This window comes from Phreatobacter cathodiphilus, assembly GCF_003008515.1.
Taxonomy (GTDB): Bacteria; Pseudomonadota; Alphaproteobacteria; order Rhizobiales; family Phreatobacteraceae; genus Phreatobacter; species Phreatobacter cathodiphilus.
Genome location: NZ_CP027668.1, coordinates 180,195 through 204,014, shown reverse-complemented (window position 1 = coordinate 204,014; position 23,820 = coordinate 180,195). Strand labels below are relative to the sequence as shown.

Here is a 23,820-nt window from a genome sequence, read left to right as displayed (position 1 = left end):
CCTTACATGTCGAGGCGGACGCGCTCGCGCACCGCCTCGCCGCTGGCGACGTCGATGCCATGGATGTCGATGTAGTGGATCTTCGGGATGAAGCGGCGGTCCTCGGCCTGGGCATAGGCATAGACGACGCGGAAGGTGCGCTGCCCGGAGGTCATCAGCGCGCGCGGCTTGCCGTCGGAGCCCACCTCGATCACCGCATCACGCTCGCGATAGCCGGCGATGCGCGCGGAATAGCGGGACGGGGCGATGGACCGGGCGCTGACGCCGAAGGCGAAGACGCGCTCGAAGAAGGAGAGTTCGCGCCGCCGGCCGTTGTCGTCGTCGTAGCGGCGCCAGAAGACCTCCACCGGCGCCTGAGGATCGAGGCCACCGTCCGGCCGCTGACGCGCGGCATAGACCAGAACATTCTTGTTGATGGCGTGCTGGACATAGAAGAGCATGCCGCGGTCGGAGGGGACCGGAAGATCGGGGCGGGCGACGGCGAGGGACCGCGAGACGGTCAGTTCGGACCGGCGGATGCTCACCGGCGGCAGCCGGTCCTGGGCGATGGACGGGCTCGCCGGCACGAGGAGGCCGGTTGCGGCGATCAGACCTCGGCGGGAAATGGTCATGGGGGAACCCTCGTCAACGCGTCTTATCGTGACCAAATGGCGCTCGACGCCATCTCAGGTGCAACTGGGTGCTAGATAGGACGGAAATAAGAGGTTAGGAAGGCACTGAGCGTCGCACGGGACGCAGGTGATCGGGCGGGCGGCCGAGACTTGGCTTGCGCGCGCGTAGGGCCTAGCGTGACGATGTCAGGACCGGACGACGTCGAGAAGTAACAAGAAGGCCACGGAATGACCGATACCGCATCCGCTTTCGGGGACGACCAGCTGACGCGCGACCTCGTCGAGGTGATCGCGAAGGAAGGCATGGTCGATCTGAACGGCGTTGGGCCGGATACGACGCTCGAATCGCTGAACATCGCCAGCGTCGACTACATGATGATCCTCGCCGCCATCGAGGAGAAGTTCCAGGTCTATGTGCCGATGGACGAGAGCCTCGCGCAGGTGAAGGACGTCGGCGGCCTCATCGCCGTCCTCAAGGAGCATATCCAGAAAGCGCAGCAGGCCTGATCGTGACGTCCCGCTCCGTCGTCGTCACCGGTCTCGGTGCGCTCACCACGGCCGGCCACGGGGTCGAAGCCCTGTGGACGGCCGCGGCCACCGGCGTGTCCGGCGTCAAGCAGATCGTGCTGGACTACGAGTTCGGCAACAACCTGCGCATCGCCGCTCAGGTCCAGGATTTCGACCTCGAGCGCTTCTTCCCGCATCTGAAGACGTCGTTCTTCGACCGGGTGACGCTGATGGCCCTGATCGCCGCCGACGAGGCGGTGAAGGATGCCGGCCTCGCCGAGGCCCTGCCGCTCGGCCCGCGCACCTCGGTGATCGTCGGCACCGGCATCGCCAGCCTCGGCACGATCGAGGAATCCTCGCGCAACATGGCGCTGACCCAGAAGCGCCCCGACCCCTTGACCGTGCCCCGCGCGATGATCAGCGCCTCGGCGTCCAATGTCGGCCTGGTCTATGGCTGCACCGGCACGACCTTCGTCGTGTCGAGCGCCTGCGCCTCCTCCGCGCAGGCCCTCGGCATCGCCTTCCACATGGTGCGCGCCGGCCTCACCGACCGGGCCATCGTCGTCGGCTCCGAGGCCATCGTCACCCCCGGCGGCATGAAGGCCTGGGAAATGCTGCGCGTGCTCTCGCCGCAGCTCTGCCGCCCCTTCTCGCGCGGCCGCAACGGCCTGCTGCTCGGCGAGGGCTCCGCGGCCCTGGTCATCGAGGCGGAGGAGGTGGCGGCGGCCCGCGGCGCCCGTATCCGCGGCCGCCTCCTCGGCTACGGCACCACGAGCGACGCCAAGGACATGCTGAAGCCGGACGTCGGCGGGGCCGCCGAGGCCATGACGCTGGCGCTGGCCGATGCGGGCCTCGGCGCGGAAGCGGTCGGCTATGTGAATGCCCACGGCACCGCCACGATCCTCAACGATTCGACCGAGAGCGAGGCGCTCGGCCGGGTCTTCGGCGAGAAGCTCGGCACCCTGCCGGTCAGTTCCACCAAGCCGATCCACGGCCACACGCTGGGGGCCGCCGGTGCCATCGAGGCGGTCGTCACCATTCGGGCGCTGGAGGAGGGCTTCGTGCCGCCGACCATCAATTTCCTGGAGGCGGACCCGGCCTGCCCCATCGACTGCGTCGCCAATGTCGGGCGCAGTCACGCCTTCGACGTGGCGCTGACCAATTCCTTCGCCTTCGGCGGCATCAACGCCTCGCTCGCCATCGGCCGGGCGGCGTGAGCCTCGTCGGCGGAACGCGGAAGGCCGCATTCGCGGTGGTCGCCACGACCGCCGACGTGGCGGCCTTCGCCGGCAGCCTCGGGGCACCGGCCGGCGCGCGCCAGCCCACCACCTATCCGATCCGCTGGCTGACCCGGCCCGAACTGGTCGATCTCGTGCGCGACCTCGCCGCCGACCGGCCGGGCTCGCTCCCCGTTCACGAATTGCAGACGGTGGAGATGCTGTCGGCGCTGCCCCTCGACAGGGAGCTGTCGCTCGCGGCCGAGGTGCGGAGGACGGACGAGATCCATCTCGCCCTCGACGTCGCGGTGAGCGATGCGGGGGCCCCCGTGGCGCGCCTCCACGCCGTCCTGAGGCTGGTGCCGTGACCGCTGCCGCCCATCCCCTGCCCTTCGGCACCGTGCTGCCGGACCGGCATTTCGCCGCCGTCGACATGGCCATGGTGCGGGCCTATGCGGCGGCCTCGGGCGACGACAATCCGATCCACGTGGACGAGGCGGCGGCGCGCGCCGTGGGCCTGCCCGGCGCCATCGTTCAGGGCATGCTGCTGATGGGCCTCGCCGACACGGCGCTCGCCGAATGGCTGCCGCAGGGCGCCTGCGCCAAGCTGTCGAGCCGTTTCGCGCTGCCGGTGGCGGTGGGCGCGGCGGTCACGGTGTCGGCGCGCGTGGTGCGGGCCGACACGGCGGAGGGCCGGCCGCGGGCGACCCTGCGCATCTTCGTCAAGGGAGCGGACGGCAAGGCGGCGGCGCTGGCGGAGGCCGTCGTCCTGCTGTGAGGCCGCCTCAGGCGGTCTGCGACATCTGCGACAGGTCGCTCAGCACGCCGAGGAACAGGTCGATGTCGGCGTCGGTATGGGCGGCCGAGACCGAGTAGCGCAGCAGCACCTCGCCGCTCGGGGTCGCCGGCGGCACGAGGATGTTGACGTAGATGCCGCGCTCCAGCAGCTCGCGCCAGAAGCCGAGGCCCTGGACGAGGCCGCGCATCTTGATGGCGCCGACCGGACCGGGTGCCGCGCACATCGAATAGCCGAGAGCCTCGACGCCGGCGCAGAAGCGCTCGGCCTTGCGCCAGAGATCGGCGCGCCGCTCCGGCTCGCTGGCGATGATGCCGATGGCGGTGCGTGCCGAGGCGACCACGGCCGGCGGCAGCGAGGCCGTGTAGAGATAGGAGCGGGCGAGGAAGCGCAGCGCCTTGAGAGCCGGATGGCTGGTGACGCAATAGCCGCCGATGACGCCGACCGACTTGGAGAAGGTGCCGACGACGGCATCGACCAGGTGCTCGGCGCCCTGGGCCTCGGTGACGCCGCGACCGGTGGGGCCGTAGAGGCCGAGGCCGTGGGCCTCGTCGACCAGCACCAGCGCGCCGTGCTTCTTGGCGACGGTGGCGAGGTCCTTGACCGCGCCGAGGTCGCCCCAGACGGAATAGAGCCCTTCGAGCACGACGAGGGTGCGCGAGGGGGGTACGGTCGCCTCCGACAGCATCCGGTCGAGATCGGCCGGGTCGTTGTGGCGGAAGGACTTGAAGGTGGCGCCGCTCGCCCGGCAGGCATCGATGATGCTGGCATGGCAGAAGGCGTCGTAGAGGATGAGGTCGCCTTCGGCGGCCAGGCCCCCGATCGAGCCGAGATTGGCCATGAAGCCGGTGGAGAAGACGATGGCGTCCGGGCGGCCGTAATAGGCGGCGATGGTGCGCTCGAGCTCGGCATGGCCGGCCTGGTTGCCGCTGGCGACGCGCGAGGCGGTGGAGCCGGTGCCCCAGGTCTTCAGCGCGGTCTCCGCGGCGGCGATGCAGCGCGGATCGAAATTGAGGCCGAGATAGCTGTTCGTGCCGAACAGCGTGGTGGGCCTGCCGTCGATGACGGCATGGACCGGGCTGTCGAAACGCTCGAGCTGGATCTTCAGCGGGTGGGTGGCATCGCCGACCGACCGTTCGAGGATGTCGCCCAGCGACGCGACGCGGCGCAGGATCCCGGTGAGTTGGGCGGTCGCGGCGACCGTTTGCGATCCGCCTTCGGGATGCACCGTACTATCGGACATGGAACAGCTTTGCTTTCGAGGGTCACCGAACCGTCAAGGAGGCGGTTCAGTCGCTATAGTTGGCTTGGCGAGCGCGAGCAAGCCTCGGGCCAGCACGGAGAGACCGGTTCCGCTCCCGGTAGACGACGTCCACATGTCGGAACTTATCTCGTTTTCTCAATGGTTTACAGCAATATCTGGGGTCGCGACGCGATACCGGATGTTACGCATTCCGGCCGATCAGCGGCCGAGACCGAAATATCGTGACATCCCCCAGTGAAAAATGCCGCCGGGAACGACGCCGCGCGAGGCCACCATGACGCGCTGGCCCAAGGGGCCGACGACATGGCGCGGGCCGCGCCTCCGGCCCTCGACGATGGCGGTGACGAGGGCGGCGACCCCGTCGGCCGGGGCGCCGGCGCGCTCGTCCTTCTCGTACATGGCGACGACGCGGGCACAGGCCGCCGCATAGGGCGAGGCGGGGTCGCGCGAGCCGGCCGCCCAGACGCGGTTGTCGACGACGGGGGTCGCGGTGTCGCCGGGGGCGACCAGCGCCACCGTGACGCCGAAGGCGGCGACCTCCTGGGCGAGCGCCTCGGTCAGGCCCTCCAGCGCGAACTTGCTGGCCGAATAGAGCCCCTGGAAGGGCATGCCGACACGGCCCGCGAGCGAACCCATGTTGACGATGGTGCCCGCTTTCTGGGCACGCATGCCCGGCAGGACGGCCCGGGCGAGGCGCATGGCGCCGAAGACGTTGGTTTCGAAGCTGAGGCGCGCCTCGTCCGGCGTGGTGTCCTCCACGGCCCCGGCCATGACCAGGCCGGCATTGTTCACCACCGCGTCGATGCGGCCGTGGGAGGCGAGCACGCCGGCGACGCAGGCGGCGACGGAGGCCTCATCGGTGACGTCGAGCACCGCCCAGGTCCAGGGCGCCTCGCCGGGGCTATCGCGGCGGCTGGTGCCGACGACGCGGTGGCCGCGGGCGGCGAGGCGCTCCGCCGTGGCGCGGCCGATGCCGGAGGAGGCTCCGGTGACCAGAACGACTTTCGACCCTGCCATGGCGGCTCCCCTCGACGACGACGAGGCTCCTTAGCCTGCCGCGCCGGCGGGCGCATCCCCCCGGCGGCGGCTCAGGCGCAGCGGGCGGTGAAGCCGCCGTCCACCGGCAGGCAGACGGCGTTGATGTAGCTCGCCTCGTCGCTGGCGAGGAAGACCGCGGCGTTGGCGACGTCCCAGCCGGTACCCATGCGGCCCATGGGCGTCGCCTCGTGGCGGGCCTTCACCATGTCGTCCGGCGAGGCGTACTGGACCGAGATCTGCTGGTAGATCAGCGGCGTGTCCATCAGTCCCGGCAGGATGGCGTTGCAGCGGATGCCGTCGCGGGCATATTGCAGCGCGACACCCACCGTGAACTGGTTCACCGCGCCCTTGGCCGCGTAATAGCTCGTATAGGGATAGCCGACGTAGCGGATGCCGGCCGAGGACGAGATGTTGGTGATGACGCCGCGGCCGCGCGCCTGCATGGTCGGGATGACCACCTTGCAGGCGAGGAACATGCCGGTGACGTTGAGGTCCATCTCGCGGCGCCATTCGTCCTCGGAGAGGTCCGGAGGGCCGCCCATCTTCGCATGGCCGACATTGTTGTGGAGGATGTCGACGGGCCCGAAGAGCGCGCCGGTGCGGGCCACCACGTCCTCGACCTCGAGGAGCTTCGTCACGTCGCAGGCGAGCGCCTCCGCCGTGCCGCCCTCGCCGCGGATGATGCCGACCGTCTCCTCCGCCGCCGAGCGGTTGATGTCGACGCAGACGACCCTGGCGCCGGCGCGCGCATAGGCAACCGCGGAAGCCTTGCCGTTGCCCCAGCCGGGGCCGACGGAGCCGGCGCCGAAGACGAGGGCGACGCGGTCTGCGAGTCTGCTCATGGTCATGCTCCGGTGGATCAGCCCAGCACCAGCTTCGGCAGCCAGAGGACGGTGGCGGGAAAGACGGTGATCAGGGCGAGGATGATCACGCCGACGCCGAGGAAGGGCAGGACTTCCCGCACCACCGCCTCGATGCGCACGTTGGCGAAATTGCCGCAGATGTAGAGGAGGATGCCGACAGGCGGGGTCAGCAGGCCGAGCATCAGGTTGAAGACCATGACCAGGCCGAAATGGACGAGGTCGATGCCCGCCGCCTCGACGATGGGGATCAGCACCGGGATCAGGATGATCATGGCGGCGATGGCCTCCATGAAGCAGCCGACGATCAGCAGCAGGATGTTGATGAGGAGGAGGATCACCAGCGGATCGGAGGAGATGCCGGAGATCCAGGCGGCGATGCTCTTGGGCAGCCCGCTCACCGCCATCAGCCAGCCGAAGCCGGATGCGAAGGCGATGATGATCATCACCACCGCCGTATCGAGCGCCGTCTGGACGAAGATCGGCCCGATGTTGCGCCAGGTGAGTTCGCGGTGGATGACCATGCCGACGAAGGCGGCGTAGAGGACGGCGATGGCGGCGCTCTCGGTGACCGTGACGACACCGCCGGTGATGCCGACCAGGATCAGCACCGGCATGAACAGGGCCCAGCCGGCCTGGCCCGCCGCCGAGACGAGCTGGCGCAGCGGCACCGCCTCGTGCCGGGGATAGTTCCGCTTGCGGGCGATGACATAGACGACGATGCCGAGGCCGACGCCGAGCGCGATCCCCGGTACGACGCCGCCGAGAAAGAGGGCGGCGACCGACACGCCCTTGCCGACCGACAGGCCGTAGATGACCAGCGGGATGGAGGGGGGGATGATCGGCCCCATGACCGAGGCGGCGGCCGTGACGGAGGCGGCAAAGCCGCCGTCGTAACCCTGTTTCTTCATGCCGGGGATGAGCACCTTGCCGAGCGCCGAGGCGTCGGCAACCGCCGAGCCCGAAACGCCGGAAAAGACCATGCAGGACATGACGGTGGTGAGGCCGAGGCCGCCGGTGAAGCGGCCGACGCAGGCATTGGCGAAGGCGACGATGCGCTCGGTGATGCCGCCGACGTTCATGAGGTTGCCGGCGAGGATGAAGAAGGGAATGGCGAGGAGGGAATAGGAATCGGCGCCGATCAGGGCGCGCTGGGCGAAGAGGGAGAAGGGCAGTGTCCCGTGCCAGGCGATCGCCAGGATGGTGGCGAGACCCATGGCGAAGGCGATCGGCAGGCCGATCGTCAGCAGCACCAGGAAACCGATCATCAGCACGCTGGCCATGGCGACGCTCCGTCAGAGGTGAACGTCGCCCTGGGGGACGCGCTTGGATGGGTCGACGATCTTCTCGACCCAGTAGAGCAGGATCAGCGCGGCCGAGACCGGGGCCGCGGCATAGAAGCTGGCCGGCGTGATCTCGAGGGCGCCGAAAGTCTGCGCGAGGTTGTCGAGGGAGAGCTTGCCGCCGTACCACAGCAGCATGGCGGCGAAGACGAAGATCAGGGCCTGGTTGATCCAGTAGATGACCCGCTGCAGCGGCGCCGGGAGCATCATCACCATCATGTCGATGACGATGTGGATCATGCGCCGGTAGAGCACCGCGGCGCCGAGGAAGGTGACCCAGACGAAGAGGATGCGGCTGACCTGCTCGGTCCACGAGAGCGGTGCGCCGAGGACGTAGCGATACCAGACCGCGACGACGGTGATCACCACGATGGCGGCGATGCAGGCCCCCGCCGCCACGGCGCTCATGCGCTCGGTAGCGTCGCAGAGGGCGCGAAGCGGGCCGGCCCGTTCGGGTGGCGGCGACATGGCTGTGTCCTGAATTGAGAGATGCGGAGGCGGGCGGCGCCGTGGCAGCCGCCCGCCCGAAGGTTCAGAGCCAGATCAGGCGATGGCGCCGATCTGCTGGACCCACTGCTTCACATGGGCGAACTCGTCTTCCATGCCGCGGAGCGTGGCGCGGAAGGCCTCCTTGTCGACCGGGTTGATGGCGATGTTCTTCGCCTTGACCAGTTCGAGGATGCGGTTGTCGTCGGCGATGACCTTCGGCCGCAGCTCGTTCTCCATGTCGCGGGCGGCCTGGTTGACCGCCTTGCGATGGGCCTCGGAGAGGCCGGCATAGACCTGCTCGGACAGGACGATCTGGTTGTCCTGCATCATGTGCTCGGTCAGCGCGAGGTTCTTGTTCACGTCGAAGATGCCGCCGTTGTAGGTCAGCGCCATCGGGTTCTCCTGGCCCTCGATGATGCCGGACTTGAGGGCCTGGAAGACCTCCGGCCAGGGCAGCGGCGTGGGCGAGGCGCCGAAGCGCTCGAAGGTCCGGCGCCACAGCGTCGTCTCCGGCACGCGGATCTTGAAGCCCCTGAGGTCGGCAGGCGTGCGCACGACCCGGTTGGAGGAGAGGAGCCGCGGCATGCGCGGGATCGACCCCACCGGGCGCAGCTTGGCGACCTTGGCGACGTCGTCGCCATAGGCGCCGATGACCGAGGTCATCACCCGGTCCTTGTGGGCGACGTCCTTGAACAGGTAGGGGAAGGTCCAGACGTCGGCCGGGCGATACCAGCCGGCGAGGATGGAGGCGCCGGGCGAGGCCACCTGCACGGCGCCCTGGAGAAGCCCCTCGACGTGCTCGCGCTCACCGCCGAGCGAGCCGGCATGGTGGGTGGTGGTGGTGATCTGGCCCTGGGTGAGCTCGCCGAGGCGCTTGGCGAAGAAGTCCAGCGACTGGGCGATGAAGTCGGTCGGCGGCGTGGCGCTGGCACCGATCCAGTTCAGCTTCTGGGCGCGCAGCACGGCCGGCATGGCGACGAGGGCGGTGCCGGCGGCGAGGCCGCCGAGCACGGTCCGGCGGGATGCGCGGATGCGGTCGAAGGTGGTCATGGGATCCTCCTTGTTCGGGTGCGGCCCGCTCACCGGGCTCTGCTGGGTCGTTTCCTCGGGGCGCCGGCTTGGCCGGTCTTGGTCGTGGCGCCGGTTGTCCGGTCATCCATATGTCTGCATGTCGACGCCCGGCGAACCGGGCGCCGCAGTCGTCACGCGACCTTGGCGTTGGGCTTGGCGAAGGCGGCCTCCATCTCGCGCCGAACCTTCACGGCAAGGCTGTCGGCGTCATAGGCGACGTCCGACCACTTCAGCCGCTGGCCGGCCTTGATGGGGTTCTTGAGCTTGACGTTGTGGGCGAGGCCGAGGGGCAGGTAGCCCTGCTCGAGCGAGGCCTCGGCCGGGGTCTGTTTGCCCCAGACGCAGAAGCCGCCCTCCCCGTCCAGCATCTCGCCGGGGGAGAGGTCGCGCTTGGCGGTGGCGACCACGTCGGAGTTGAAGCAGATGGCCGCGCCGGTCGGCTCCTTGCGCAGGGCGGCCGAGGCGACGGAGTAGCCGAGCTCCAGCCCGATCATGTGGATCGGTCGGTAGAGGCAGGAGTACTTGCCGGAGGAATCCTGCAGCATGGAGTATTCGCGGAAGCACTCCTGGCTGTAGGCGCTGTCGCTCTCGAAGACGACATAGGTCCCCATGACGAGGGAATGCGGCACGTCGGTGCCGTCGCGATAGACCGAGGAGGTGACCTCGGTGACGCCGGCCTTTTCGAGGACGCCGCCGGCCGAGCGCGGCTTGCAGATCTCGGCATGTTCGAAGCGCGTCGCCGGCGGGAAGGACAGGCCCTCGGCTTGCGCATGCAGGCCGGTGGCGTTGCACACCGCGGTCATCTCGATGCCGGACTTGGTGCCGTCGACGAAGGAGTTGAACATCTTCGGGTTGATGGAGTTCCGGTCGCGGATCTTCATGTACTTGTCGAGGATGTCCCAGACCGTGTCGGGCGTCGACTGGTGGTAGGTCGGGTGGTAGCGCGTTCCCTTGCCGGCGGCGACGACGCGGAAGCCGCAGGCCCGCGCCCAGTCGACATGGTCGGCGATGAGGGCGGGCTGGTCGCCCCAGGCCAGCGAATAGACGACGCCGGCGGCCTTGGCCTTGCGGGCGAGGATGGGGCCGGCCACGGCGTCGGCCTCGACGTTGACCATGACGATGTGCTTGCCGTTGTCGATCGCCTTGATGGCGAAGCGGATGCCGGCGCCGGGATCGCCCGTCGCCTCGATGATGACCTCGATCGCGGGATGGGTCACCAGAAGGTCGGCATTGTCGAGGATGGCGGTGCGGCCGGTCTTCAGCGCGTCGTCGATGGAGGTGGCGGAATATTGCTCTGCCGGCCAGGAGCCGAGCTTGAGCTGCGAGCGGGCGCGATCCGGATTGAGGTCGGCGACGCCGACGAGGTGCATGCCCTCGGTCAGGCGGCACTGGCTGGCGAACATGGTGCCGAACTTGCCGGCACCGATGAGGCCCACGGTCACGGGGCGGCCGGCAGCCTGCCGTTCGAGAAGCATCCGATGGAGGTTCATGCCGTCGTCCTCTGACAGTTCCGAAGTCGGCGCGGGGCGCCGGGACCGTCGAAGGCAGGCACAGGATACGGAAAGGCTGCGGCGCGCCCGATGGCGCGTCCCGAACGCCGCATGGCCTGCGGCACCCTGATGGCTTCCTCCCCGCGACCCTGCTGACCGGGCCGTCGACGTGTCTTGAGGAAACGCTAACGCGGATGCGAATTTCACGGAAACGAAATAAACTGCTGAAATCGATGAGGAGGATTCACCGATGATCCGGGGCATGCCGCCGCTGAAATGCCTGCAGACCTTCGCGGCGGTGATGGAGACCGGCACCTTCGCCAGGGCCGCCGAGCAGCTCAACGTGACGCCCTCGGCGGTCAGCCATCAGATCCGCATGCTGGAGGACATTCTCGGCAAGCCGCTCTTCGTGCGCCGCAACCGCACGGTGCAGCCGACCGAGGATGCGGTGGCCTATGCCAATGCGCTGGGCGAGAGTTTCACCCGCATCGCGGTGGCGACCAGCCGCTTCGCCTCGGAAGGGTCGGTGCTGCGGCTCATGCTGCATTCGGCGCCGAGCCTCGCCACCCTCTGGCTGGTGCCGCGCCTGCCCTCCTTCCGCACGCGCCACCCGGAGATCGACCTGACGCTCTTCGCCGGCCACGAACCGGCCAAGCTCGGCGACGACGGCTTCATGATCGACATCCAGTACAACCGGCCGGTGCCGGAGGCCTGCGAGGGCCTGGTGCTGTGCGAGGAGACGGTGATGCCGCTGGCCAGCCCCAGCTTCGTCGCGCAGCACCGGCTGACGCGGGTGGAGGACATCAGCGCCGTGCCGCTCATCCATTCGGTGCGCAGCGTGGTGCAGTGGGACCAGTGGATCGCCCGCCACGCGCCGCATGTGATGCTGGCGCGGCGCGGCATGACCTTCGACCGTGCCTATCTCGGGCTGATGGCGGCCCGCGACGGTCTCGGCCTGATGCTGGAATCGACGCTCCAGGCCGGCGGCATGCTGGCCGCAGGCGAACTCGTCGCGCCCTTCGGCCCGCTCGGCGTCACCGCCGTCGCCCATCGCCTCGTCTACCGGCGTGAGGACCGGGCGCGGCCGCAGATCGAGGCCTTCGTCGCCTGGATCACCGAGGAAATGGCGGCGGACAGGGCGGGCAGCGAGCCGCCTCAGCGGGTGAGAAGAGCGGCGAGGTAGAGGCCGAGGCCGAAGACCGTGTGGCCGAGAATGTTGAGCATGCGGATCTGCATGGCGTTGTCGCGCTTCGAAGCGGCGATGCCCGCGCCCATGCCGGGCTGGAGGATGAACCAGCCGCAGCCGATGGTGACGTAGCCGACGATGAGAGCGGGAACGAGGCTCGGCATGCGCGCCCAGCCGAGGCCCCAGACGGCCAGCAGCGCCGCGGCGAAGGCGATGCCGACGGCATAGTGGAAGATCCAGCCGATGGCGCGCTCGTTCGGCACGGGCGTGGCGCGGCCGATGTCGTCGTGGATGAAGCGGCCCTGCGGCAGGTGGCCGACCCAGCGCCCGACCATGGCCCAGTTCGGCGGGGGAACGGCGAAGGCGCGGTGGAGGAACAGCGCCCAGAGGTCGAGCAGGGCGGTGGCGGCGACGCCGAGAACGATGGACCGCCAGATGAATTCAGCCATGGAAGACACTCCCCGTCCCGCGCTCTGCCGGCGCGGCGTGGCGGCAATCTGGACGATCGGGGCGCCGCAGAGAAGCGGGGTCGGTGCGGGTGGCAGGGTTGCGTGGCGGGTGGCGACCTTTGTGCTCGCCCCTCACGCCAGATGGCGCCGCATCTCCTCGCGCGCCTTCAGCGCCGCGCCCTGGCGGCCGAGGATCTTGGCGATGCGCTCGGGCGCGAAGCCGAGGTCGACGAAGGCGGGACCGGTGTCGGCAACCTCCCGGTAATCGGCGATCCTGCCACCGTCCAGCCGGATGATGGCGACGCCCTCGAACAGCACCCGCGCGCCCTTCGCCTCGGGCAACAGCGAGCGGTAGGAGAAGGTGTAGCGGGCGTAGAGCAGGCGCCCGTCGCCGAGGGGATCGTGGAAGTCCCAGCGGAAGTCCTCGGCCGTGCGGTAGAAGACGTCGTCGATCATGCCGGCGATGGCGTCGGTGCCGCGGAAGGCGCCATAGAAGACGTCGTGATAGACGCCATCCGGCGTGAAGAGGGCGGCGAAGGCGCGACCGTCGCGGCGGGCCACGGCGTCGCGGAAGGCGTCGAGCAGGGCGGTGGCCTCGGCATGCGGGGTGGTCATCGGGTCTCCTCCGGCGCGACCGGCGTGAGGCCGCGCACCATCCCCGGATAGGACCAGAAGGCGGCGGGGCTGTCGACCCGCCGGGCTGATCGCCCTCGTCGTCCGGCCGCGGCCGCGACAGAATTGCCCGCCTCTTGCTGCAACGCACAGGTCTCACGGGATCACAAGCTACTGTTTCCATTGATTCCGCAACGCACACGGGTGGCGAATTGTATGATACAAGGCGGCGGATCTTGTGCACCTGCGAGACGACATCTTCCGCTGCCGCAGTATCCGCGTCTTTGACTAAATCGATTTTTGTCGTTTACTGCCCCCAACGCCCAAGCCGGCATGCGGGCGGCACGGCCTCGAGGGGGCCTGCCGCACACGCCGAACGAGGTCGGCACGGCGTCCACTCTGCGCGGCCCCCTGGCCGCGTCAGCCCTCGGGAGGATCAACCATGCGCAGACAGACCCTGAGCCGTCGCCGGTTCCTGGCAGCGACGGCGATCACCACCACGGCGCTCGCCACGCCCTTCGTGCGTCACGCCCATGCCGCCGGCAAGCTCTCCATCGGCCTGTGGGACCACTGGGTGCCCGGCGCCAACAAGGCCTCCACCGAGGTGGCGCAGGCCTGGGCCGCCAAGGAGAAGGTCGAGCTGACGATCGACTACATCCCCTCCCAGGGGAACAAGAACCTGCTCACGATCGCCGCCGAGGCGCAGGCCAAGTCCGGCCACGACATGCTGGCCATGCCGACCTGGTGGCCGCAGGCCCATGCCGACCTGCTCGAGCCCTGCAACGACATCATGACTCAGCTCATCAGCCAGAACGGCCAGGTGAACGACACGGTCCGGTATCTGAACAGGGCCGGCGACAAGTGGCTCGGCGTGCCCTCCACCATCGGTTCGCAGATCAAGGGCCCGTGCTCGCGCATCGACCTGCTCAAGCAGCATGCCGGCATCGACATCCAGGCCATGTATCCGGCGGGGTCGGCGCCGAAGGCCGACGGCTGGACCATGGACACCTATCTCAAGGCGGCGGAGGCCTGCCACAAGGCGGGCGTGCCCTTCGGCGTCGGGCTCGGCGACACGACGGATTCCGTCGACACGGCCGGCGCCTTCTTCCTGTCCTTCGGCGCGGCGCTGGTCGACGCCAAGGGCGAGCTGACGGTGAAGTCCGACCCGGTGCGCCAGGCGCTGGAGTTCTGCGTCAAGGCGGCGAAGTTCTATCCGGCCGACGCGCCGGCCTGGGACGACGGCTCCAACAACCGCTGGCTGGTCTCCGGCCGCGGCGCCATGATCATGAACCCGCCGAGCGCGTGGGCGGTCGCCAAGCGCGACGCGCCGCAGATCGCCGCCCAGTGCTGGACCCACGGCATGCCGGCGGGGCCGAAGGGCCGCTATGCGCCGTTCCTGCCCTATTTCTGGAACATCTGGTCGTTCTCGCAGAACAAGCCGGCGGCCAAGAGCCTGCTCGTGGCCATGTCGCAGCCCGACGCGGTGGCGAAGTTCGTGGCGGCCTCGGCCGGCTACGACATCCCCTCCTTCGAGAAGCTGACGACGCTGCCGACCTGGGCCGAGGAAGGGCCGCCGAAGGGCACGCTCTACCACTACCCGAACCCGCACAACCACCAGACGCTCTCCATCGCCGCCTCGCCGGCGCCGCCGAAGATCGCCCAGCAGATCTACAGCCAGGCGACGCTGACGAAGATGATCGTCCGGCACCTGCAGGGCGAGCCCATGGAGCGCACGCTCGCCTGGGCCGAGAGCGAGGTGGAAGGCTTCCTGCGCGGCTGATCCGCGCCGGGCTCATCGCACCGGACGGGGCGACTGCGGGCGCTCCCCCCACAGGACGACGGCGGCGCGCCCCGCGTGCCGCCGCCCGGCAACGTCAACCCATTGTTCCGGATCACCCTCGCGAGGCGGCGACACCCGATGGCAGATGCAGTCCTCTCATCCGATCCCCCGCGGCGGCGGGCAGCGGTGCGGTCGAACCCGGTGCGCCGCTTCTTCCAGCGCAAGTCGACGGTCGCCTTCCTGATGGCGCTGCCGCTGATCCTCCTGATCTTCGGCCTCGTGATCTATCCGGCCTTCTACGCCATCTACCTGTCGACCCTCAGGAAATCGATGACGAGCGTGGCCTGGATGCGCAACTGCTCCTGGCTGCCGGACGTGATCTGCACGCACATGCCCTTCGGCAACATGCAGTTCCTCTTCACGCGCGAAACCTTCTGGAAGGTGGTCTACCAGTCCTGCCTCTTCGCCATCACCGCGGTGATCTTCAAGGCGCTGCTGGGCTTCATCCTCGCCCATTTCGTCCACAACATCCCGGCCAAGGGCCAGCGCAAGTGGCGCGGCATGCTGCTGATCCCCTGGGTCATCCCGCCGGCCATGTCGACGCTCGCCTGGCTCTGGCTCTTCGACCCCTCCTACAGCGCCTTCAACTACGTGCTGACCGGCATGGGCTTCGACCGCATTCCCTGGACGGGAGACGCGAGCTGGGCGCGGTTCTCGGTCATCCTCGTCAACATCTGGGTGGGCGCGCCCTTCTTCATGATCATGTATCTGGCGGCGCTGAAATCGGTGCCCGACCAGCTCTACGAGGCGGCCGCCATCGACGGCGCCAACTGGTGGCAGCGCATCTGGTACGTGACGCTGCCGATGATGCGGAACATCATCGCCATCACGGCGCTGTTCTCCACCATCGTCACCTTCGCCAATTTCGACATCGTCCGCGTGCTCACCGCCGGCGGACCGCTCGACCAGACCCATCTCTTCGCGACCTGGGCCTTCAAGCTCGGCATCGAGGGCGGCGACATTCCGCTCGGCGCATCGGTGTCGCTGTTCATGGTGCCGATCCTGGCGGTCGCGGCGATCTTCATCCTGCGCGACATCAACCAGCGGGGGAACGAGGCATGACCGCGGCGACCGTCACGGACAAGGGCGCGCCCTCGCGCAACAAGGCCTACGGCTCGATGAGCCGGGACAGGACCTGGGCGCTGCGCTGGTCCTACTTCTTCCTCGTGATCTTCGCGGCCTTCTTCCTCCTGCCGCCGATCTACATGTTCATCACCTCGCTGAAGACCAGCGCGGAGATCTCGGCGGCGACGAACCCCTGGTGGGTCTACAACCCGACGCTCGCCAACTATGTCGAGCTGCTGACGAAGCCGGAATATCTCGTCTTCTTCCGCAACTCGGTGGTGGTGTCGGCCTTCGTCGTCACCATCACCATGCTGATCTCGATCCCCGCCGCCTTCGCCCTGTCGCGCATGCGGTTCTGGGGCTCGGCGACGCTGGCCACGGGCGTCTTCCTCACCTACCTCGTGCCGGACACGCTGCTCTTCATCCCGCTGTTCAAGATGTTCGCCGTGTTCCACGAGTGGACGGGCATCCAGATGCTGAACCGCTGGTGGGTGCTGCTCGTCGTCTATCCGACCCTGACCGTGCCCTTCTGCACCTGGATCATGATCGGCTATTTCGCCTCCATCCCGAAGGAGCTGGACGAGGCGGCGATCATCGACGGCGCTTCGTGGTTCCAGACGCTGACGCGCATCTTCATTCCCGTGGCGCTGCCCGGCATCATCGCCGCCACCATCTTCGCCTTCACGGTGAGCTGGGCGCAGTTCCTCTATCCCCTGGCCTTCACGACCTCCGTCGACCAGCTCGTGCTCCCCGTGGGGATCATCACCACGCTGATCCGCGGCGACGTCTTCGCCTGGGGCCAGATCATGACGGGGGCGCTGCTCGGCGCCCTGCCGCCGCTGATCATCTACGCCTTCCTCATGGACTACTACATCGCAGGCCTGACCGCCGGCGCGACCAAGGGCTGACGGGAGCAGACAATGGCAGGAGTAACGCTCAGGAACGTCGTTAAGCGCTACGGCGACGTGGAGGCCGTGCGCGGCATCAACCTGGACATCGCCGACGAGGAGTTCGTCGTGCTGGTCGGCCCGTCCGGCTGCGGCAAGTCGACGACGCTCAGGATGATCGCCGGGCTCGAGGACATTTCCGACGGCGACATCGCCATCGACGGCGACGTGGTCAACGACGTGCCGCCGAAGGACCGGGACATCGCCATGGTGTTCCAGAACTACGCGCTCTATCCGCACATGACGGTGGCGGAGAACATGAGCTTCGGCCTGCGCCTGAAGCGCTATCCGAAAGCGGAGATCAAGAGCCGGGTGGACGAGGCGGCGCGCATCCTCGACATCAGGGAGTTATTGGAGAGGAAGCCCAAGGCGCTCTCCGGCGGCCAGCGCCAGCGTGTCGCCATGGGCCGCGCCATCGTGCGCAACCCCAAGGTCTTCCTGTTCGACGAGCCGCTGTCCAACCTCGACGCGAAGCTGCGCGTGCAGATGCGCACCGAGATCAAGAAGGTGCACCTGAAGGTGCGCACCACCACGGTCTACGTCACCCACGATCAGGTGGAGGCCATGACGCTGGCGGACCGGGTGGTGGTGATGAACAACGGCCGCATCGAGCAGATCGGGCCGCCCAACGAGCTCTACCACCATCCGAAGACGCGGTTCGTCGCCGGCTTCATCGGCTCGCCCGCGATGAACTTCATTCCCGTGCAGCTGCGCGCTCGGGAGGGCGGCATCGACCTCGCCATCACCGACAGCATTGTGCTGCCGGTGCCGCCGGAGCGGGTGGAGCGCTACAAGGGCTTCGCCGGACAGGCGGGGCTGGTGCTGGGCCTGCGCCCCGAGCACATCACCGAGACCTCCGCCGCCATGGATCCCGGCGTCGCTCCCTTCGACATCACGCTCGACGTGATCGAGCCGATGGGCAACGAGACCCTCGTCTATTTCACCATCGCCGGCGAGGCGCTATGCGGGCGCGTCAGCCCCAATGCGGGAGCGGCAGACGGCCAGCCCATGCGGCTCGCCGCCAATCTCAACCACATGCATCTGATGGATTCGGCGGGCATGGTGCTGTGATCAGTAGAACTGGTCGATGGCCATGGCGACGAGGATCGAGACGGCGAGCGCGAAGTCGATCAGCCGGCGGCGCGGCGAATAGCGCATCAGCATGCCGGACAGAGCGACGCAGAAGGCGAGCACGCCGCTGAGCGTCGACAGGACCATGAGGCGCAGGTCCAGGAGCAGCGCGATGGCGAGGAAGCTCGCCACCGCGACGAGGCCGGATATGACGATGGCGAAAAGGCCGTAGGCGCCGGAAATGTCGACGAATCGGAGGAAAGCGCGGCGCCAGGCGGGGATTTTGCGGGCGGGAACGCTGACGTCGTAGAGCGCGCCGAGCGCCCGGCCGCTGGCGAGGAAGGCGAGCGCCGCGGCGCCCGGCATCAGCGCCAGAAGGGTGAAACGTCGGTCTGTGGCGATGCGCTCGATGCCGACGACCCGCTCGACGAAGCCGAAGGCGGTGAGCAGCACCGACCCGATGGTGAGTGCGCTGGCGACGATGACGCGTGCGACGTCGATCAGGGCCTTGTCGCGGTCGAGGGACGGCGGATGGGCGTGCGCGGACATGGACGGACGGCCTCGGCTCGGAGGGATGCGGCGGGGTTCGGCGAACCCCGTCGCAGCCTCGCCGCTCCGGCTTAAGGTCCGGTTTCCGTCAGGCCGGCCGGAAGTTCAGCGCCACGCCGTTGATGCAGTAACGCAGGCCCGTCGGCGGCGGACCGTCGGGGAAGACATGGCCGAGATGGCCGCCGCAATTGGCGCAGTGCACCTCGGTGCGCACCATGCCCCAGGAGCGGTCGACGGTCTCCTCGACCGAGCCGGGCAGAGGCTGGTCGAAGCTCGGCCAGCCCGTGCCGCTCTCGAACTTCTTGTGCGAGACGAAGAGCTCCTGCCCGCAGCCGGCGCAGGAGAAGGTGCCGGCGCGCTTCTCGTGGTTGAGCGCGCAGCTTCCCGGCCGCTCCGTGCCGTGGCCGCGCAGCACCTGGTACTGCTCGGGCGTGAGGATGCTGCGCCATTCCGCGTCCGTCTTGGTGACGGGGAAGGTCTTGGTGGCGGTCTCCATCGCGTGGTCTCCCTTCGAATGGTTCGGCGCGAACAGCGCCCGGATGTCGGCGAGCCTCATGATCTCACTCCGCGGCCACGGCCGCCCGTCGGCCGCGCGGGGCCCCGGCCTTGCGGGCCCGCACGAGATTGACGGCGACCAGCGCGAGCCCGGCCATGGTCACCCAGAGGGCCGGCCGGATACCGAAGCCGACGTCGAGATTGGCGTAGAGGATGCGCGAGGCCATGACGCCGGTCATGGTGGCGTACCACAGCGCCTCGAGCAGCGCCGTGGCGACGCCCGATATGATGGCGAGGCCGGCGAGTTGCAACGGGCGGACCTGGATGCCGGCCGCGCGCATCGCCCGGAACGCCATCAGCCAGACGAAGAAGCCGAGCATCAGAACCGGCTGCGACACGTCGATCTTCGTCTGCAGGAAGAAGTGCCAGATGGCGATGAAGGCGATGGGATAGGTGAGGAGGTGCAGCCGGTTCCAGGCGGTGCTGCCGAGCCGGCGGATCATCGCGTCGGTGGAGGTGGCGGCGAGGACGACGAGCCCGCCGAGGCCGACGAAACCGATGGTGAGATAGAAGCGCAGGAGGATCTCGCTCGCCACCTTCTGCAGGTCGAAGGCCTGCTCCACCACGTAGAAGAGGAGGTGGGCGAGGGCATAGGCCGCCGCGGCGACGCCGACCATGCGGCGCACGAGAATCAGCTTCGGCCAGTCGGCGATGAAGCGCAGCGGCGTCACCAGCAGCGAGACGAGCAGCAGCCGCACCGCCCAGTCGCCGGACTGATGGATGGCCGAGGTGATGGGCTTGGAGCCGAGCGTGCCGGTGGCCGCCTGGGCGGCGATATACAGCCCGGGGGCGAGAACCCCCAGGAAGACGATCAGCTTGAGGACGGAGAGGCGTCCCGCCCGGTCGTTCCACGGCAGCATGCGGCATCCTTCGACGGGTTCGATGTCATGCCATACGCGGTCGGACCGCAAGAGGTTACAGCCGGTGGCCTCACGTTGAAGTGAGGAGGGGCGGGGCCCGTCCCCTTTGTCCGATGCCCGCAGGCGGAGGGGGGTCTTGGTGGCCCCTCACCCCTACCCTCTCCCCGCAGGCGGGGAGAGGGGGCGCCAGCGTCGCGGGCTCACCCAATGGGTGTGCCCGGCTCCGGCGATCCACAATCGGCGAGACGTCGAAGTCCCCCTCTCCCCGTGTGCGGGGAGAGGGTAAGGGTGAGGGGCTACGCCCTCCGCCCTCACTCCGCAGGCCCACCCTCCAGCCAGGTCTTGCCGCGGCGGTAGAGCGCCTCGACCTCGGGACCGCGCAGGCCCGGCATGTCGCGCTTCACCGTGTAGCCGATCTTGGTCTGGATGTAGGCGAGGTGGCGGTAGCCCTCCGGGAACTGCGCGAGCAGGTCCGGGTCGAGCGTCAACTTGGCGTCGGGCAGGACCGGATCGAGCCGGTCCTTCTCGTAGATCGGCTGGCGCAGCACGACGCCCCAGCGCCCCTGGCGCTTCTCGATGAAGTCGTAGAAGCGGCCGGTGCAGACGACGTCACAGAGGACGCCGTCGACGGGCCCGCGCTGCGAGATGGTCATCTTGGTCTGGGCGATGGCGCGGTCGCCCGTCCGGTCGATGGTGGTGCCGCCGAGGAAGTGGAGGATCGACACGCCCTTGGCCCAGCCCTCGCGGCTGGCGCGGATGAAGTCCGCCGCCGGCCCCTGGTACCAGGTCGCCATCATCCGCCCGTCGTCGTGCCAGCAGGTGAGGAAGCGGTCCCAGTTGCCCGCGTCGCGCCATAGGGCCCAGTTCTCCACGAGGTCGCGGATGGCGAGGCGTTCGATGATGTCTTCGGTCATGGGCATTTCCGGTAGTCCAATGGCGAGTGATCGATGTGGCTGACGATGAGGACGACCGGACCCCTCAGAACGGGTAGTGACGCGGGCCGGTCTGGATGGTGATCCAGCGCAGCTCGGTGAAGGCGTCGATGCCGGCCTTGCCGCCGAAGCGGCCGTAGCCCGAGGCCTTGACGCCGCCGAAGGGCATCTGCGGCTCGTCGTGCACGGTCGGCGCGTTGATGTGGCAGATGCCGCTGTCGATGCGCCTGGCGACGCCGAGGGCACGGCCGATGTCGCGGGAGAAGACGGCGGCGGAGAGGCCGTATTCGGTGTCGTTGGCGACGCGGATCGCCTCCTCGTCGCCGTTGACGCGCACCACCGTCACCACCGGGCCGAAGCTCTCCTCGCCGTAGATGCGCATGGCCGGCGTCACCCTGTCGAGGATGGTGGCGGGCATGACCGTGCCCTCCAGCGATCCGCCGGCGGCCACCGATGCGCCCTTGGCCGAGGCGTCGTCAATGAGCGTCTTCACCCGCTTCGCCGCCTCGGCGGAGACCATGGAGCCGAGCACGACGTTCCCCGAGCGCGGGTCGCCGAAGGGCAGCGACTTCGCCTTGGCGGCGAATTTCTCGACGAAGGCGTCGGCGACCTTGGCGTCGACCACGATGCGCTCGGTCGACATGCAGATCTGGCCCTGGTTCATGAAGGCGCCGAAGGCGGCGGCGTTCACCGCCTCGTCGAGGTCGGCGTCGTCGAGGATGACGAGCGGCGCCTTGCCGCCGAGCTCGAGAAGGGCGGGCTTCAGGTAGCGCGCCGCCGTCTCGGCGATGATGCGGCCGACATGGGTGGAGCCGGTGAAGTTGACCCGCTTCACCGCGCGGTGGGCGATGAGCGTCTCCACCACCTTGGCGGCGTCGGCCGGCGCATTGGTGACGACGTTGACGACGCCGGCCGGCAGTCCCGCGTCGCGCATCACCTGGCCGATGAGCTGGTGGGTCGCCGGGCACTGTTCGGAGGCCTTGAAGACCACGGTGTTGCCGCAGGCGAGCGGCATGGCGATGGCGCGCACGCCGAGGATGACGGGGGCGTTCCACGGCGCGATGCCGAGGATGACGCCGACCGGCTGGCGGATGGCGAGGGCCAGGTTGTGCGGCTTGTCCGTGGGGATGACGTCGCCGGTGATCTGGGTGGTCATGGCGCCGGCCTCGCGCAGCATGCCGGCGGCAAGGCCCACGTTGAACAGCGCCCAGCCCTTGGTCGAGCCCGTCTCGGTCATCATGGCGGAGGCGAAGTCCTCGGCGCGCTGCTGCATCAGGTCGGCGGCGGCATTGAGTTTCGTCCGCCGCTCGTTGGGGCCGAGGGCCGACCAGGCCGGGAAGGCCGCAGCCGCCGCGTCCACCGCGGCGACGGCGTCCGAAACCGTGGCAGCGGCGGCGCGGGTCGCCACCTCGCCGGTCATCGGGTCGAGACGGTCGAAGGTGCGGCCGTCGGCGGCACCCATCTCGCGGGCATCGATCATCAGGTTGACGTGTTTCATGGAACTCTCCGGATGCGCGGGGGCGGCACGAACGGCCGGGGCTGGAACAGGCGCCTCGCCCGTCGAGGGCAGGGGCGACGGCGAGAAAATCGGCGGCGGGGCGACGTCGGCGCCGTCGTCGTTGGCGGGAACGGCGGCGCCGCCGAGATAGGCGGCGGCGACCTGCGGGTCGTTGGCGAGATCGGCGGCGAGGCCCTCGCCGACGATGCGGCCATTGGCGATGAGATAGGCGCGGTCGGCGAGCTTGAGGCACCGCCGCGCATTCTGCTCGACGATGAGGATCGCCATGCCGCGCGCCTTGATGGCGGCGAGCCCCTTGAAGAGCTCGCCGGTCATCACCGGCGACAGGCCGAGCGAGGGCTCGTCGAGCATGAGGAGGTTCGGCCGGCTCATCAGCGCCCGGCCGATGGCGACCATCTGCTGCTCGCCGCCCGACATGGTGCGCACCTGCTGCGACAGGCGTTCGGCGAGGCGGGGGAAGAGCGTCAGCACGTCGTCGAGGGTCGCCGCCTCGTGGGCACGGGCGCGCCTCGGAAAGGCGCCGAGCATGAGGTTCTCGCGGACGGTGAGGTCGCCGAAAATGCCGCGCCCCTCAGGCACCAGGGCGATACCCTGCTCGACGATGCGGTGCGGATCGGCGGCGCGGATCGGCAGGCCCTCGAAGGTGATGGCGCTCCCCTGCCCGGCCGGCATGAGCCCGGCGAGCGCCTTCAGGAGGGTGGTCTTCCCCGCGCCGTTGGCGCCGAGGATGGCGACCGTCTCGCCGCGGCCGACATGGAGCGCGACGTCGTCGACGGCCCGGTGGGGTCCATAGGAGGCGGAGAGGCGGGCGACCTCAAGCATCGTCGTCGTCTCCGAGATAGGCCTTGACGACGCCGGGATCGGCGAGGGCCTCGGCGGGCGTGCCCTCCGCGATCTTGGCGCCGGCGTTCATCACGATGCAGCGGGTGCAGAGAGCGCGGATGGCGTCCATCACGTGCTCGACCATGACGATGGTGAGGCCGTCGCGGGCGAGCGAGGCGATGAGGGCGATGCCCTCCTTCAGCTCGGTGGGATTGAGGCCGGCGAGCCATTCGTCGAGCAGCAGCAGGTTCGGCTGGGCGGCCAGCGCCCGGGCGAGTTCCAGCCGCTTCTGGTCGATATAGGTGAGGCTCTGCGCCCGTTCTCCGGCCCGGGGGGCGAGGCCGACGCGGACGAGCAGCGGCAGGGCGCGCTCCTCGGCCTCCGACGGGCCGCAGGGCCGCGCGCCGAACATGGCGCCGACCGCGACGTTCTCGGCCAGCGTCATGGTCGGCATGACCCGCACGAGCTGGAAGGTGCGGGCGATGCCGGCACGGGTGATGCGATGGGCCGCCTCGCGCTCGATGTTGCGGCCCTCGAAGACGATGGCGCCGGAATCGGCGGTGAGGTTGCCGGTGATGAGGTTGAGGGCTGTGGTCTTGCCGGAGCCGTTGGGGCCGACGAGGCCCACCACCTCGCCGCGGCGGATGGTGGCGGTGAGCCCGTCGACGGCGCGCAGGCCGCCGAAGCTCTTGGAGACGCCGTGGAGTTCGATCAGCGGCTGCATGGG

The 23,820-nt window shown here is 69.0% G+C and carries 25 protein-coding genes and 1 pseudogene; 9 read left to right on the top strand and 17 right to left on the bottom strand.

What is annotated here, in order from left to right; all coding sequences use genetic code 11:
- Positions 1 to 2: 2 nt before the first annotated feature.
- On the bottom strand, positions 3 to 611 hold the full coding sequence (locus C6569_RS00995) for a DUF4833 domain-containing protein (protein WP_106747093.1): 609 nt from the start codon (positions 609 to 611) through the stop codon (positions 3 to 5).
- A gap of 228 nt (positions 612 to 839) precedes the next feature.
- On the opposite strand from C6569_RS00995, the gene C6569_RS00990 reads away from it, so the two are divergent.
- Genes C6569_RS00990 through C6569_RS00975 form a run of 4 tightly spaced genes read left to right on the top strand, consistent with a single transcriptional unit; the run spans position 840 to position 3,113 of the window.
- Positions 840 to 1,118, top strand: coding sequence for an acyl carrier protein (locus tag C6569_RS00990; RefSeq protein ID WP_106747092.1), 279 nt, complete (start codon positions 840 to 842; stop codon positions 1,116 to 1,118).
- A gap of 2 nt (positions 1,119 to 1,120) precedes the next feature.
- Positions 1,121 to 2,335, top strand: coding sequence for a beta-ketoacyl-[acyl-carrier-protein] synthase family protein (locus tag C6569_RS00985; protein ID WP_342750251.1), 1,215 nt, complete (start codon positions 1,121 to 1,123; stop codon positions 2,333 to 2,335).
- A gap of 35 nt (positions 2,336 to 2,370) precedes the next feature.
- Positions 2,371 to 2,703 (top strand): hypothetical protein, encoded by a 333-nt coding sequence (locus C6569_RS00980; protein WP_146144699.1) that lies wholly within the window; start codon positions 2,371 to 2,373, stop codon positions 2,701 to 2,703.
- Positions 2,700 to 3,113, top strand: a complete 414-nt coding sequence (locus C6569_RS00975; protein ID WP_106747089.1) for a MaoC family dehydratase — start codon at positions 2,700 to 2,702, stop codon at positions 3,111 to 3,113. The genes C6569_RS00980 and C6569_RS00975 overlap by 4 nt, the downstream gene beginning before the upstream one ends.
- A 7-nt stretch (positions 3,114 to 3,120) precedes the next feature.
- On the opposite strand, the gene C6569_RS00970 is transcribed toward C6569_RS00975, so the two are convergent.
- The 7 genes from C6569_RS00970 to C6569_RS00940 all read right to left on the bottom strand — a co-directional run bounded on the left by C6569_RS00970 (position 3,121) and on the right by C6569_RS00940 (position 10,686).
- Positions 3,121 to 4,374, bottom strand: coding sequence for an aminotransferase class I/II-fold pyridoxal phosphate-dependent enzyme (locus C6569_RS00970; RefSeq protein WP_106747088.1), 1,254 nt, complete (start codon positions 4,372 to 4,374; stop codon positions 3,121 to 3,123).
- Positions 4,375 to 4,593: 219 nt separating this feature from the next.
- Complete coding sequence (locus tag C6569_RS00965; RefSeq protein WP_106747087.1) at positions 4,594 to 5,412, bottom strand: SDR family oxidoreductase; 819 nt, start codon at positions 5,410 to 5,412, stop codon at positions 4,594 to 4,596.
- Positions 5,413 to 5,483: 71 nt separating this feature from the next.
- Positions 5,484 to 6,275: an SDR family NAD(P)-dependent oxidoreductase gene (locus tag C6569_RS00960; RefSeq protein WP_425440689.1), complete on the bottom strand. Its 792-nt coding sequence runs from the start codon at positions 6,273 to 6,275 to the stop codon at positions 5,484 to 5,486.
- Positions 6,276 to 6,292: 17 nt separating this feature from the next.
- A complete protein-coding gene (locus C6569_RS00955; protein ID WP_106747085.1) occupies positions 6,293 to 7,576 on the bottom strand; it encodes a TRAP transporter large permease in 1,284 nt (427 codons plus the stop codon).
- A 12-nt stretch (positions 7,577 to 7,588) separates the two neighbouring features.
- Entirely contained in the window at positions 7,589 to 8,104 is a 516-nt protein-coding gene (locus C6569_RS00950; protein ID WP_106747084.1) for a TRAP transporter small permease, read from the bottom strand.
- A 75-nt stretch (positions 8,105 to 8,179) separates the two neighbouring features.
- Entirely contained in the window at positions 8,180 to 9,175 is a 996-nt protein-coding gene (locus C6569_RS00945; protein WP_106747083.1) for a TRAP transporter substrate-binding protein, read from the bottom strand.
- 152 nt (positions 9,176 to 9,327) lie between these two features.
- Positions 9,328 to 10,686, bottom strand: a complete 1,359-nt coding sequence (locus tag C6569_RS00940; protein ID WP_106747082.1) for an NAD(P)H-dependent oxidoreductase — start codon at positions 10,684 to 10,686, stop codon at positions 9,328 to 9,330.
- Positions 10,687 to 10,936: 250 nt separating this feature from the next.
- On the opposite strand from C6569_RS00940, the gene C6569_RS00935 reads away from it, so the two are divergent.
- Complete coding sequence (locus tag C6569_RS00935) at positions 10,937 to 11,869, top strand: LysR substrate-binding domain-containing protein (RefSeq protein WP_106747081.1); 933 nt, start codon at positions 10,937 to 10,939, stop codon at positions 11,867 to 11,869.
- Here C6569_RS00935 and C6569_RS00930 read toward each other — a convergent pair.
- The gene (locus C6569_RS00930; protein WP_106747080.1) at positions 11,842 to 12,321 is read right to left on the bottom strand and encodes a DUF2938 domain-containing protein; all 480 of its coding nucleotides are present in this window, start codon (positions 12,319 to 12,321) and stop codon (positions 11,842 to 11,844) included. The genes C6569_RS00935 and C6569_RS00930 overlap by 28 nt on opposite strands.
- Positions 12,322 to 12,453: 132 nt before the next feature.
- On the bottom strand, positions 12,454 to 12,936 hold the full coding sequence (locus C6569_RS00925; RefSeq protein ID WP_106747079.1) for a nuclear transport factor 2 family protein: 483 nt from the start codon (positions 12,934 to 12,936) through the stop codon (positions 12,454 to 12,456).
- A gap of 439 nt (positions 12,937 to 13,375) precedes the next feature.
- On the opposite strand from C6569_RS00925, the gene C6569_RS00920 reads away from it, so the two are divergent.
- From C6569_RS00920 to C6569_RS00905, 4 genes are all read left to right on the top strand, one after another.
- Positions 13,376 to 14,713: an ABC transporter substrate-binding protein gene (locus C6569_RS00920; protein ID WP_106747078.1), complete on the top strand. Its 1,338-nt coding sequence runs from the start codon at positions 13,376 to 13,378 to the stop codon at positions 14,711 to 14,713.
- A 138-nt stretch (positions 14,714 to 14,851) separates the two neighbouring features.
- On the top strand, positions 14,852 to 15,835 hold the full coding sequence (locus tag C6569_RS00915; RefSeq protein ID WP_106747077.1) for a carbohydrate ABC transporter permease: 984 nt from the start codon (positions 14,852 to 14,854) through the stop codon (positions 15,833 to 15,835).
- The gene (locus C6569_RS00910) at positions 15,832 to 16,746 is read left to right on the top strand and encodes a carbohydrate ABC transporter permease (RefSeq protein WP_106747076.1); all 915 of its coding nucleotides are present in this window, start codon (positions 15,832 to 15,834) and stop codon (positions 16,744 to 16,746) included. The genes C6569_RS00915 and C6569_RS00910 overlap by 4 nt, the downstream gene beginning before the upstream one ends.
- 12 nt (positions 16,747 to 16,758) lie before the next feature.
- Positions 16,759 to 17,856: an ABC transporter ATP-binding protein gene (locus C6569_RS00905; RefSeq protein WP_106747075.1), complete on the top strand. Its 1,098-nt coding sequence runs from the start codon at positions 16,759 to 16,761 to the stop codon at positions 17,854 to 17,856.
- On the opposite strand, the gene C6569_RS00900 is transcribed toward C6569_RS00905, so the two are convergent.
- The 7 genes and pseudogenes from C6569_RS00900 to C6569_RS00875 all read right to left on the bottom strand — a co-directional run bounded on the left by C6569_RS00900 (position 17,857) and on the right by C6569_RS00875 (position 23,817).
- Positions 17,857 to 18,405 (bottom strand): hypothetical protein, encoded by a 549-nt coding sequence (locus tag C6569_RS00900; RefSeq protein ID WP_106747074.1) that lies wholly within the window; start codon positions 18,403 to 18,405, stop codon positions 17,857 to 17,859. It abuts the gene before it with no gap.
- 88 nt (positions 18,406 to 18,493) lie between these two features.
- Entirely contained in the window at positions 18,494 to 18,901 is a 408-nt protein-coding gene (msrB, locus tag C6569_RS00895) for a peptide-methionine (R)-S-oxide reductase MsrB (protein WP_106750830.1), read from the bottom strand.
- 64 nt (positions 18,902 to 18,965) lie between these two features.
- Positions 18,966 to 19,820 (bottom strand): protein-methionine-sulfoxide reductase heme-binding subunit MsrQ, encoded by an 855-nt coding sequence (locus C6569_RS00890; RefSeq protein WP_106747073.1) that lies wholly within the window; start codon positions 19,818 to 19,820, stop codon positions 18,966 to 18,968.
- Between the two features lie 311 nt (positions 19,821 to 20,131).
- A complete protein-coding gene (locus tag C6569_RS00885; RefSeq protein ID WP_106747072.1) occupies positions 20,132 to 20,734 on the bottom strand; it encodes a nuclear transport factor 2 family protein in 603 nt (200 codons plus the stop codon).
- Between the two features lie 64 nt (positions 20,735 to 20,798).
- Positions 20,799 to 22,250, bottom strand: a complete 1,452-nt coding sequence (locus C6569_RS22125) for an aldehyde dehydrogenase (protein WP_245898301.1) — start codon at positions 22,248 to 22,250, stop codon at positions 20,799 to 20,801.
- A gap of 414 nt (positions 22,251 to 22,664) precedes the next feature.
- Positions 22,665 to 23,093: pseudogene (locus C6569_RS22120) on the bottom strand (ABC transporter ATP-binding protein); the annotation flags it as partial.
- Complete coding sequence (locus C6569_RS00875; protein ID WP_106747070.1) at positions 23,086 to 23,817, bottom strand: ABC transporter ATP-binding protein; 732 nt, start codon at positions 23,815 to 23,817, stop codon at positions 23,086 to 23,088. The pseudogene C6569_RS22120 and the gene C6569_RS00875, both read right to left, overlap by 8 nt.
- Between the last annotated feature and the right edge of the window lie 3 nt (positions 23,818 to 23,820).